Here is an 11,829-nt window from a genome sequence, read left to right on the forward strand (position 1 = left end):
CGCGGCTGCACCGCGCCGATGCCACGGCCGCGGCCGCCGGCGTGGTGCCGGCACCGCCGCCGCAGCGCTGGTGGGACACCCTGCAGGATCCGCAATTGACCATGCTGGTCGAGCAGGCCCTGCAGCACAGCCCCAACCTGCGGGTGGCGCAGGCGCGCCTGCGCGCCTCGCGCGCGCTGGTCGACCAGCGCCACGCCGAGCAGTTGCCCAGCGTCGGAGCGACGGCCGCCTATCTCAACGCGCGCGCGCCGGATGCGCTGACCGACCGCCTGGGCAGCATCGCCGCCGGCACCGGCCAGCCGGTGGAGATCGATCCGCGCGCGCAGCTCTACAGCGTCGGCATCGATGCCAGCTGGGAACTGGATTTCTTCGGCCGCCGCCGCCGCGCCAGCGAGGGCGCACTGGCCGATGCCCAGGCCGACGAGGCCGACCTCGCCGACACCCAGGTGCAGATCGCCGCCGAAGTGGGGCAGGCCTACCTGGGCTACCGCAGCACGCGTGCGCGCATGGCCGTGGCCCAGCGTAACCTGGAGGCTGCCCGGCAGACCCTGCAGCTGACCCGGCAGCGCCGCGAGCGCGGCGCCGACGCCGACCTGCAGGTGGAACGCGCGCAGGCGCAACTGCAACAACAGGAAGCGGTACTCCCGGACCTGCAGGCGCAGGCGCAGGTGGCGCTGGACCAGCTGGCGCTGATGATCGGCCGCGAGCCCGGCGCACTCGATGCCGAACTGGCCGCCGACCGGCCGTTGCCGACGCTGCCGGCGACGGTGCCGGTGGACGACGCCGGCGCGCTGATCCGCCGGCGCCCGGACGTGCGCCGCGCCGAGCGCCAGCTGGCCGCCTCGTCGGCGAAGATCGGCGAAGCGCTGACCGCGTATTTCCCGCAGGTCACGCTGCTGGGCAACATCGGCATGGCCGCGACCTCGCCGGGCGATCTCGGCCGCGACGCGGTCAACAGCGTGGTGGCGCCGTTCCTGCGCTGGTCGATCTTCGATTTCGGCGGCACCCGCGCCAAGGTCGAGCAGGCCCGCGCCGGCAATGCCGCGCGGCTGGCCGCCTACGAAGGCACGGTGCTGGCCGCGCTGCAGGATGCCAACGGCGCCCTGGCGCGCTTTGGCGCCGCGCGCCAACAGGCGCTGGCCGCGGACAAGGCCGCGGCCTCGGCCGATCGTTCCGCCGCGTTGCTGCAGCAACGCTATGCCGCCGGCGCCTCGTCGCTGATCGATGCGCTGGACGTGCAGCGCCAGCAGGCTTCCGCCCAGGACAGTGCGCTGCAGGCGCATACCCAGGTGCTGCTGCGCTACGTGGCCTTGCAGAAGAGCCTGGGTCTGGGCTGGGCGGCACCGCAGGCGCCGGCGTCCGCGCCAGCGCCAGCCACGACACAGTAAGCGCGTGCTGTTTTGACGAATCCCCAATCCCGACTCCCGAATCCCGCGCCGCCGCGCGGCGTGGCCGCCGCGGTATCGCCGACGCGGCGCCCACGGCTACACTGAGGCTCACCGCGCCGCGGTCGCCGCCGCTGCGGCGCTCCGCACGACGGCGTGCTTCACGGGGAATCACCGATGGCGTTGAGCGAAGCGAGAACCGACCATCTGCCGGCACCGCCGCCGGCCAAGGGCGCCGGCTATGTGTCCATCGCCGGCCTGCGCAAGGAATTCGACGGATTCGTCGCGCTGGACGACATCGATCTGGACATCGGCCAAGGCGAGATCTTCGCGCTGCTCGGCGGTTCCGGCAGCGGCAAGTCGACGCTGCTGCGCTGCCTGGGCGGGTTCGAGCAGCCCAGCCGCGGCCGCATCGTGCTCGACGGCCAGCCGCTGGATGGGCTGCCGCCGTACCAGCGCCCGCTCAACATGATGTTCCAGTCCTACGCGCTGTTCCCGCACATGAGCGTGGAGCAGAACATCGCCTTCGGGCTGAAGCAGGACGGCCTGTCGCGCAGCGCCATCGCCAGCCGTGTCGGCGAGATGCTGGAGCTGGTGCGGCTGGGCACGCTCGGCAAGCGCAAGCCGCACCAGCTCTCCGGCGGCCAGCAGCAGCGCGTGGCGCTGGCGCGCTCGCTGGCCAAGCGGCCGAAACTGCTGCTGCTGGACGAGCCGATGGGCGCGCTGGACAAGAAGCTGCGCTCGCAGATGCAACTGGAACTGGTCTCGATCATCGAGACCTCGGGGGTGACCTGCGTGATGGTCACCCACGACCAGGAGGAGGCGATGACCATGGCCACGCGCATCGCGCTGATGGAGCATGGCCGCATCCGCCAGGTCGGCACGCCGGGCGACATCTACGAGTCGCCGAACAGCCGTTTCGTCGCCGAGTTCATCGGCTCGGTGAACATGTTCGAGGGCCGCATCGGCGAGGACCATCCCGACCACGTGACCGTGCTCTGCCCGCAGTTCCCGGTGCCGATCTACATCAGCCACGGCATCACCGGCGTGGAAGGGCAGGAGGTGGCGTTCGCGGTGCGTCCGGAAAAGGTCTGGATCACCAAGGGCGAACCCGAGCAGACCTACAACAAGGCGCGCGGCACCATCGAGGACATCGCCTATTTCGGCAGCCACTCGATCTTCCACGTGCGTCTGCCCAGCGGCATCCGCGTGCAATCCAACTTCGCCAACCAGAAGCGCTGGGACAGCGAAGGCATGACCTGGGGCGACACGGTGTGGGTGTCGTGGGACGACAACGACGGCGTGGTGCTGACCGCATGAGCGCGCCCGTCGTCCCGGTGCCGCCGCAACCGACGCCACGGCTGCGCCTGCAGCAGCGCTTGCGCCTGGGGTCGCTACCGGCGCTGCGCTGGCTGGTGATCGCCGCGCCGTACCTGTGGCTGCTGCTGTTCTTCGCGATCCCGTTCCTGATCGTGCTGCGCATCTCCTTCGCCGAGCAGGCGATCCGCAGCCCGCCGTACAGCGCACTGCTGGAGTTCCGCGACGGCGTGCTGACGCTGAAGCTGACCCTGCAGAACTACCTGGCGCTGCTGCGCGACCACCAGTACATCGAGGCCTACTGGGGCTCGATCAAGATCGCCGGCATCTCCACCGTGCTGACCCTGCTGATCGGTTATCCGATGGCCTACGCGATCGCGCGGCTATCGCCGTCGGCGCGCAACATCGCGATGATGCTGGTGGTGCTGCCGTCGTGGACCTCGTTCCTGATCCGCGTCTACGCCTGGATCGGCATCCTCGACAGCAACGGCGTGCTCAACCGCGCGCTGCTGGCGCTGGGCCTGATCGATGCGCCGCTGCACATCCTCTACACCCCGGTTGCCGCCTACATCGGCATCGTCTACTGCTATCTGCCGTTCATGGTGCTGCCGCTGTACGCGACCCTGGTCAAGCTCGACCAGCGCCTGCTCGAGGCCGCCTACGATCTCGGCGCGCCGCCGTGGAAGGCGTTCCTGACCGTGACCCTGCCGCTGTCGCGGCCGGGCATCGTCGCCGGCTGCATGCTGGTGATGATCCCGGCGGTGGGCGAGTTCGTGATCCCGGAGATGCTCGGCGGCCCGGACACGCTGATGATCGGCCGCGTGCTGTGGGGCGAGTTCTTCAACAACCGCGACTGGCCGACCGCCTCGGCGGTGGCGATCGCGATGCTGGCGCTGCTGATGGTGCCGATCCTGATCTTCAACCGCTACCAGCAGCGCCAGCTCGAAGGCGGTCAGGCATGAGCGGCGCGCGCGGCGGCATGGGCAGGGTATTGCGCTGGACGGTGCTGGGCGCCGGCTTCGCCTTCCTGTACCTGCCGATCCTGCTGTTGATGGTGTATTCGTTCAACGCCTCCAAGCTGGCGACGGTGTGGGCCGGCTTCTCCACCAAGTGGTACGGCGAGCTGCTGCGCGACCGCCAGATCCTGCAGGCGGCGTGGATCAGCCTGAAGGTGGCGTTCTGGACCGCCACCGCGTCGATGGTGCTCGGCACGCTGGCGGCGATGGCGATGACCCGCTTCCGCCGCTTCCCCAGCAAGAGCCTGTTCGGCGCGCTGGTGACCGCGCCGCTGGTGATGCCGGAGGTGATCATCGGCCTGTCGATCATGATGATGCTGGTGTCGATGGGCGGCGTGCTCGGCATCCCGCCCAAGGGCGTGATGGCGATCTGGGCCGCGCATGTCACCTTCACCCTGTCCTTCGTCACCGTGGTGGTGTCCTCGCGCCTGCAGGAACTGGACCGCTCGCTGGAAGAGGCGGCGATGGACCTGGGCGCCAACCGGCTCAAGGTGTTCTTCCTGATCACCGTGCCGATCATCGCCCCGGCGCTGGTGTCGGGCTGGCTGCTGGCGTTCACCCTGTCGCTGGACGACGTGGTGATCGCCAACTTCGTCGCCGGCCCGGATTCGACCACGTTGCCGATGACGGTGTTCTCGTCGGTGCGCATGGGCCTGAAGCCCAAGATCAATGCGCTGGCCACGCTGATGGTGCTGGCGGTGTCGATCGCCGCCGTCGTCGGCTGGTGGCTGATGGCGCGCAGCGAGAAGCGCCGCCAGCGCGACATGCAGTTGGCGCAACAGCAGGGGGGATGATGTGCGCTGCTTTTCCGTGGAGCGGCGTCAGCCGCGACACGCATTGCCGGTAAGCCCTGTCGCGGCTTAAGCCGCTCCCACAGGATCTTGCGGCGAGCTTGCCTGGTGCATTGTGGGAGGGACTCCAGTCCCGACGCATTGCGCCATCGGAAAGCACGGCGCGTCGCTCCTGGCTGCTGCATGACAGTCGACTCATACAGGCCACGCGGAACACTGTGAGCCATCGCGCTCTATGGCATCGCCACGTCGCCGCAACGTCCACGGCGCTAGGCTGACCGGACACTTTTCCAGGAGTCCGCGCGATGCCTTACGACACCGTCAATCCGGCCAATGGCCAGGTCGAATACAGTCTCGAGCTGATGGATGCCGCCGCCGTCGAACAGCGCCTGGCCGCTGCGGCGCAGGCGTTTCAGGGCTGGGCGGCGACGCCGCTGGATCAGCGCGGCGCGCTGCTGCGCAAGGTCGGTGCGCAACTGCGCGAACAGCGCGACGCGATCCAGTGGGTGATGACCGCGGAAATGGGCAAGCTGCGCAAGGAGGCGCTGGCCGAACTCGACAAGTGCGCCGCGGCCTGCGACTACTACGCCGAGCATGCGGCGGACTACCTGCGCGAGCAGGCGGTGGCCACCGATGCGCAGCGCAGCTACGTGCGCTACGAGCCGCTGGGCTGCGTGCTGGCGGTGATGCCGTGGAACTTCCCGATCTGGCAGGTGTTCCGCTTCCTGGCGCCGGCGCTGATGGCCGGCAACGTCGCCCTGCTCAAGCACGCCAGCAACGTGCCGCGCTGCGCCGACGCGATCCGCAAGGTGCTGGCCGACGCCGGCGTGCCGGACGGGGTGTTCGACGTGCTGCACATCGACAACGACCAGGCTGCCGAGGTGCTGCGCGATGCGCGCGTGGCCGCGGTCACTCTCACCGGCAGCGAGCGCGCCGGCCGCTCCATCGCCGCCAATGCCGGTGGGCAGCTGAAGAAGTGCGTGATGGAGCTGGGCGGCAGCGACGCCTTCGTGGTGCTGGACGACGCCGACCTGGACGCTACCGTCGCCGCGGCGGTGAAGTCGCGCTTCGACAACGCCGGGCAGACCTGCATCGCGGCCAAGCGTTTCGTAGTGGTGGAGGCGATCGCCGACGAATTCGTGCGCCGCTTCGTCGCCGCCGCGGCCGAGCGTCGCCTCGGCGACCCGCAGGACGAGGCGACCACGCTGGCACCGATGGCGCGCCAGGACCTGCGCGACGAACTGCACAAGCAGGTGCAGGCCAGCATCGCCAAGGGCGCAAAGCCATTGCTCGGTTGCGAACCCGAGCGCGGCAGCCACGCCGGCTATCCGGCGTCGATCCTCGACCAGGTGGCGCCGGGCATGCCGGCCTACGACGAGGAACTGTTCGGCCCGGTCGCGGCGATCCTGCGCGTGGCCGACGAAGCCGAGGCGGTGCGCGTGGCCAACGACACCACCTTCGGCCTCGGCGGCAGCGTCTGGACCCGTGATCGCGCCCGCGGCGAGCGCGTGGCCTGCCAGCTGCAGTGCGGCGCCGCCTTCGTCAACGCCATCGTCAAGAGCGACGTACGCCTGCCGTTCGGCGGCATCAAGCGCTCCGGCTTCGGCCGCGAACTGGCCGAGCATGGCATCCATGAGTTCATGAACATCAAGTCGGTGTATGTGGCTTGAGTTGGGAATCGGGAATGGAGAATTGGGAATGGGAGAAGCGGCGGCGCCTGATGGCGCCGTCTGTCACGGATGATTGCTGCACGCCTAACGATGCAGCGTTACCTCATGCCTGCGGCGCGCTGTCTATTCCCGATTCCCGTTTCCCCATTCCCGCCGCCGCGACGCGGCGGCTCACAACCACCTCGCCCGCTTGAACGCCACATACAGCGCCACGCACACCGCGGCGACGCCGCCGACCATCAGTGGGTAGGCCCAGGGCCATTCCAGTTCCGGCATCTGCTTGAAGTTCATGCCGTACCAGCTGGTGATCAGGGTCGGGGCGGCGAGCAGGGCGGCCCAGGCGCCGAGGCGCTTGACCGTCTCGCCCTGGGCCAGGGTGACCAGCGACAGGTTCACGCTCAGCGCGGTGCCGAGCATTTCGCGCAGGGTGTCGATGGCGTCGTTGGTGCGCACCGCATGGTCGAGCACGTCGCGCACGTACAACCGCACTTCCTCGGCGATCAGCGGGCCGGGGTGGCGCTTGAGGTGCGCCAGCACGTCCTGCAGCGGCGCCACCGCCAGACGCATCTGGTTGAGTTCGCGCTTGAGTTCGTACAGGCGGATCGCGGTGTCGCGGCGGTACGACTCGGCGAAGATGTCGGCCTCCAGCCGTTCCAGGCTCTGCCGGAAGGCGTCGAGGATCGGCTGGTAGTTGTCCACCACATAGTCCAGCACCGCGTACAGCGCGTAGGACGGGCCGAGTTTCATCAGCGAGGCCTCGCGTTCCAGCCGCTCGCGCACCGGCGCGTAGGGCAGCGAGGCGCCGTGGCGTACGGTCAGCAGGAAGCGCGCGCCGAGGAAGGCGTGGGTCTCGCCGTAGACGATGCGTTCGTCGATCACCTGCGCGGTGTGCACCGCCAGGAACAGCGAGTTGCCGAAGGCCTCGACCTTCGGCCGCTGGTGCGCCTTGCGGGTGTCCTCGATCGCCAGTTCGTGCAGCTGGAATTCCTCCTTGAGCTGCTGCAGCACCGCGTCGCCGGGCTCGTACATGCCGACCCAGACGAAGCCGTCGTCGTGGCCGGCCAGCACGTCGCTGATCTGCTCCAGGGCGATGTCGTGGCGGCGGCCGTGGCCGTCGTAGTGCACGCAGTTGATGACGCAGGCGGGATTGGCGGTCGCGGAGGCCATGGCGGGAGTGGGTTCGGCGGAGGCGCGCGTGGCGAGTGGCGCGACGGTATCAGGGCTGCGGGCGAGGGCGGGTGAGCGCCCAGGCCAGCGCCGCGTGCACCGGCAGCAGCAGCGCGATCCATTGCAGGTTGAACTGCGGCTGCAGCATCGACAGCCAGTGGATCAGCAGTGCGGCGCCGGCCAGCGCCACCACCAGCCACAGCAGCACGTCGAACCAGCGTCCGGGCCGGCGCCCGCGCAGCACGGCAAGACCGCCGAACAGCAGCGGCAGGCACAGCGGATCCAGCAGCAGCAGGTTGCGGTTGCCCCAGGCGGCACGATGCTCGCTGAAGCCCCACAGGTACAGCAGGACCGCGCCGCCGAGCGCGCACAGCAGCCAGAACGGCAGCGCCAGCGCGGCTAGCCAGCGCGGGCGGCGGCCCAGCGCCAGCACCCCCGCCGCCGCGACCAGCCCCACCAGCAGCCACGGCCACCAGTGCCGCAGCTGTTCCGGCGGTTCGGGCGGCAGCCGCTGCGGCAGCAACTGCTGGCGCGCCTGCACCAGCGGGCGGCCTTCGCTGTTGCGCACCTCGCTCAGGCTCTCGGCCAGGCGCATCGGCACGAAGGCCTCTTCCCAGCGCGACAGCGGTTTGTCGGCGTACGGGCCCAGGCCCAGGTCGAAGCCCAGCCACATCCACGGTGCCGGCGAGGCCAGGCGCACCGATTCGCTGCGGTAGGTATTGCCGCGCGAGCGGCCGGACAGCTGCGCGTGCAGCGCGCCGCCCATGGCCCGGTCCAGCGCGTCGCGGACCATCGTGGCGCAGTTGGCGGTGTAGTAGTCGTAGCGGTAGCGCGCGTTTTCCGGGCGCGCGCGCCAGGCCAGCGCCTGCTGCAGCGCGCGTGCCTGCGCCGGGGCAAGGTCCAGCCACTGGATGTCGACGCCGCGGCCGGCTTCGCGGTATTGCTCCAGGTCCTCCTGCAGTGGCAGGGCGACCAGGTAGTAGCGCATGTCGCCGGCGGCGAAGCGGCCGACGAAGCCTGGTTCGCTGGGGTCGAAGAAGCCGAAGTTGTACGAGGTGGCCTGGCCCGTGCGCGGGTCGAGCACCACGATGGCGTCGTGGCCGAAGCGCTCGAAGAACACTTCGCCGGGCTGCATCGTCGCCACGCCGATGCGCGGTGCGGGGTCGCTGCTGGCGCTGGCGGCAGTGTTCGCAGCCGCGTCGGGTGCTGCGGGCGCCGCTGCGGCCAGCGGCGGCGGTGCCGCCGGATCCGCAGGCGCGGTCTGCGCGAAGGCCAGCCCGGTCCACAGGGCCAGCAGCATTCCCAGCCAGCAGGCCGCGCGCATGCGCGGCACGCGGTGCGTGCTCAAGCGCCGTCCTGCGCGGGAGGCGGCAGGATGGTGACGTGGAACGCCTGCACCCGGCGCGCGTCGGCCTTCGCCACACGGAACGCGAATCGGCCCAGGGTCAGTTCCTCGCCGGTCTCGGGCAGGTGCCCGATCGCCTCGGTGACCAGCCCGCCGACGGTGTCGTAGTCGTCGTCGGGGAAGTCGGCGCCGAAGCGCTCGTTGAAATCCTCGATCGGGGTCAGCGCATCCACCACGTACTGGCCGTCGGCCTGCGCAGCGATCAGCGAGGCTTCGTCCTCGGCGTCGTCGTGCTCGTCGTCGATGTCGCCGACGATCTGCTCCAGCACGTCCTCGATGGTCACCAGCCCGGCCACGCCGCCGTACTCGTCGACCACGATCGCCATGTGGTTGCGCGAGAGGCGGAACTCCTTGAGCAGCACGTTGAGCTTCTTCGACTCGGGAATCAGCACCGCCGGACGCAGCAGTTCGCGCACCGTGCCCGGGCCGTGGTCGGCGACCACCCCGCGCAGCAGGTCCTTGGCCAGCAGGATGCCGAGGATGTCGTCCTTGTTCTCGCCGTGCACCGGGAAGCGCGAGTGGCCGGATTCGACCACCTGCTTCATCAGGTCGAGGAAGCGCGACTCCACAGGCAGCGACACCATCTGCGCGCGCGAGACCATCACGTCGCCGACGGTGAGTTCGGAGACCGACAGCGCGCCCTCCATCATGCGCAGCGTGTCGGCGGCGATCAGGCCATCGTGCTGCGCGTCGCGCAGCACCTCGACCAGATCGTCGCGGGTGTGCGGGTCGCCGGAGAACACCGAGGTCAGGCGTTCCAGCCAGCCGCGACGTTTTTCGTGGGATTCCGGGGAGGTACTACTCGGTCCGTCTTCTGACATGTTCTGTGGGTAGGCGCCCGGTCGAACGGGCGGTAACCGCAAGTCTAGCAGGGCGCTCGCGACAGCATCGCGACGTCGGCGGCCGGTACCGGCGGCCCGCCGGCGCGGGTTCAGCCGCCCTTGGCCGGCGTGTGCAGCGCGTCCGGTGCCGGTGCCGCGCCCGGCTCCTCGGGCAGGTCCAGGCTGTAGCTGCAGCCGGCCAGGGTCTTGCCGGGATGCGATTTCACCGTGGACACGCTGAGGATGATCGACTCGATCATCGGCTCGCCGGTCTTGGGATCGTGGACGTCGCGGCTGAGCACTTCGCGGCCGAACATGGCCTTCTCCGGTGTGTCCACCGCCGCTTCCAGATTCAGGCGCTTGGCCAGCGGCCGCGGGTCGGGCAGGTCCAGGATCGCCATCACGCTGGCGCCGGAGAAGGCGATGCGCTCGCTGCTGTAGCCGAACACCTGGATCGGCCGGGTCAACGCGTACTCGGTCATGAACAGGTTGGACTGCGGCAGCGGCCGCCAGCCGTGCGCGACCGCCTTCAGCGGATCGGCCAGCAGCGGCGCCAGCGCGGTGAAGTCGGCCACGTGCTGGCGGCATTCCAGCAGGGCCGGCAGGTCGATGACCGGATCGGCGGTTGCGGTGGCGGCAGGCGCTGCAGTCGGTGGTGCGGGAGGCGCGGCGACAGCGGCGGGGACGGCGCAGGCGAGCGCCAGCAGGACGAGCGAGGGACGGATCAACGCACGGAACCTCGAAGGAAAACGGGGCTGCGGCGATCGCCGCGCGGCCACGTTACCGCCGGCGCCCGCGCTTGACCAGCGCGGGAGGTGGGCGATACACGAGCTGCTCTCCCCCCGGGAGATGGGTTGGGGTGAGGGTCGGTCGCGACAGCGGGTGTGGGATCTCGGATCAACGCTCGCCGGCGTAGGGGTCGGAGACGCCGAGGTCGGCCAGGATCTCGCGCTCCAGCTGCTCCATCGCCTCGGCTTCCTTGTCGTCCTCGTGGTCCCAGCCGAGCAGGTGCAGCACGCCATGCACGGTCAGGTGCGCGTAGTGCGCGTTGAGCGGCTTGTCCTGTTCGGCGGCTTCGCGCGCCACCACCGGTGCGCAGATCACCAGATCGCCGAGCAGCGGCAGCTTGACGCCCTTCGGCAACCCCTCGGGCAGTTCGGCCGGGAAGCTGAGCACGTTGGTGGCGTAGTCCTTGCCGCGGTAGTGCTGGTTGAGGGCGCGGCCTTCGCGGTCGTCGACGAGGCGGATCGCCAGGTCGGCCTCGCGGATGCGGCCCTTCAGTGCAGCGGCGACCCACTTGCGGAAGCTCGGCGCCGCCGGCAGCCCGGCGCGGGGCAGGGCGTAGCTGACGCCGACATCGAGGCGGACGGGACCTTTGGTCATGGCGGAACGGCCGGGTGCTGCGGTGGGGGGGCACAGTATCGCGCTAACGCGCGCTCAGGGCGACGCCCAGTCGCCGGCGTCGTAGGCGATCTCGATCACAGCGGCATTGCCTGTCGCGCGGTCGATGCCAGCGTCTGCGGCGGATTTGCTGCAGTTGAAGCCCTGGTAGAGGGTGCTCTGGCGGACGAGCTGCAGTGCCGCCTGTTCCGGCTTGCCGTTCGGGTCGATCTGGATGGTCGGTGTCGCGCAGCCGCCGACATTGGTCACCTGGATGGCGGGCACCAGCGCGCGCGCCGCCTGGTCGGCGAGGGTGTCGAAGGTATCCGGTCCGATGTCCTGCGCAGCGGCCGACACGCGCACCTTGAAGTAGTAGAGCTGTTTGTAGAACAGATAGCCGTTGGAGCGGGCCGGTGCATCCTCCGGGTCGAGGCGCAGTTCCATCCGCAGCTTTTCTCCGGGCACACGTTGGGCCTCGGCGATCGCCGCGACCAGCGCCTTGTCCAGGGTGCTGGCGGCCTTCGGCGCCGGTTCGACGACGATGCCCAGCTCGAATCGTTGCGCGCCCAGTTCGTGCAGTTCCGCGTAGGTGCCGCGGGAGACCGCTGCGGCCAGATCGGCGCGGAAGCCCGCCATGCCGTCGGCGATGGCCCGCGCCGATTCCTTTTGTCCGGCGGGATAGACGAACACGTTGATGGTCAGTTCCGGGTGGCCTTTCAGCACGTAGAGGAAGCCGGCACCGGCGGCCTTGGCGGCCGGGTCGTACTTGCTGCTGCGCAGGCTGAAGTCGCCCACCGTGTCGGGAGCGACCACGTAGCTGGTTTCGACGAAGGGCCGCGCCGGCGTTGCTGCGGGCGGCGCGGCCGCGGCGGCAGCC

The 11,829-nt window shown here is 69.9% G+C and carries 11 protein-coding genes; 5 read left to right on the forward strand and 6 right to left on the reverse strand.

All coding sequences use genetic code 11. The features are described from left to right. From D183_RS24095 to D183_RS0105830, 5 genes are all read left to right on the forward strand, one after another. Positions 1 to 1,388: efflux transporter outer membrane subunit (locus tag D183_RS24095; RefSeq protein WP_017908173.1), on the forward strand; the 1,388-nt coding region annotated here is incomplete at its 5' end. A 174-nt stretch (positions 1,389 to 1,562) separates the two neighbouring features. Continuing rightward, entirely contained in the window at positions 1,563 to 2,705 is a 1,143-nt protein-coding gene (locus D183_RS0105815) for an ABC transporter ATP-binding protein (protein ID WP_017908174.1), read from the forward strand. Continuing rightward, entirely contained in the window at positions 2,702 to 3,664 is a 963-nt protein-coding gene (locus tag D183_RS0105820) for an ABC transporter permease subunit (RefSeq protein ID WP_017908175.1), read from the forward strand. The genes D183_RS0105815 and D183_RS0105820 overlap by 4 nt, the downstream gene beginning before the upstream one ends. Beyond that, positions 3,661 to 4,512 carry an ABC transporter permease subunit gene (locus D183_RS0105825; RefSeq protein WP_017908176.1) on the forward strand — a complete coding sequence of 284 codons (852 nt, stop codon included), beginning with the start codon at positions 3,661 to 3,663 and terminating at the stop codon, positions 4,510 to 4,512. Before D183_RS0105820 ends, D183_RS0105825 begins: the two co-directional genes overlap by 4 nt. A 302-nt stretch (positions 4,513 to 4,814) precedes the next feature. Further along, on the forward strand, positions 4,815 to 6,179 hold the full coding sequence (locus D183_RS0105830) for an NAD-dependent succinate-semialdehyde dehydrogenase (protein WP_017908177.1): 1,365 nt from the start codon (positions 4,815 to 4,817) through the stop codon (positions 6,177 to 6,179). Positions 6,180 to 6,350: 171 nt separating this feature from the next. Here the strand turns inward: D183_RS0105830 and D183_RS0105835 are convergent, their stop codons facing one another. The 6 genes from D183_RS0105835 to D183_RS0105860 all read right to left on the reverse strand — a co-directional run. Further along, positions 6,351 to 7,346: a magnesium and cobalt transport protein CorA gene (locus tag D183_RS0105835; protein WP_017908178.1), complete on the reverse strand. Its 996-nt coding sequence runs from the start codon at positions 7,344 to 7,346 to the stop codon at positions 6,351 to 6,353. A gap of 49 nt (positions 7,347 to 7,395) precedes the next feature. After that, positions 7,396 to 8,670, reverse strand: a complete 1,275-nt coding sequence (locus D183_RS0105840; protein ID WP_232757220.1) for a lipoprotein N-acyltransferase Lnb domain-containing protein — start codon at positions 8,668 to 8,670, stop codon at positions 7,396 to 7,398. Between the two features lie 20 nt (positions 8,671 to 8,690). After that, positions 8,691 to 9,572 carry an HlyC/CorC family transporter gene (locus D183_RS0105845; RefSeq protein WP_026144230.1) on the reverse strand — a complete coding sequence of 294 codons (882 nt, stop codon included), beginning with the start codon at positions 9,570 to 9,572 and terminating at the stop codon, positions 8,691 to 8,693. Positions 9,573 to 9,682: 110 nt separating this feature from the next. After that, positions 9,683 to 10,279, reverse strand: coding sequence for a hypothetical protein (locus D183_RS0105850; protein WP_051067603.1), 597 nt, complete (start codon positions 10,277 to 10,279; stop codon positions 9,683 to 9,685). 190 nt (positions 10,280 to 10,469) lie between these two features. Beyond that, entirely contained in the window at positions 10,470 to 10,955 is a 486-nt protein-coding gene (gene ybeY, locus D183_RS0105855; protein ID WP_017908182.1) for an rRNA maturation RNase YbeY, read from the reverse strand. A 54-nt stretch (positions 10,956 to 11,009) separates the two neighbouring features. Continuing rightward, on the reverse strand, positions 11,010 to 11,829 hold an 820-nt coding region (locus D183_RS0105860; RefSeq protein WP_017908183.1), incomplete at its 5' end, for a hypothetical protein.

This window comes from Xanthomonas sp. SHU 199, assembly GCF_000364665.1.
Classification (GTDB): Bacteria; Pseudomonadota; Gammaproteobacteria; order Xanthomonadales; family Xanthomonadaceae; genus Xanthomonas_A; species Xanthomonas_A sontii.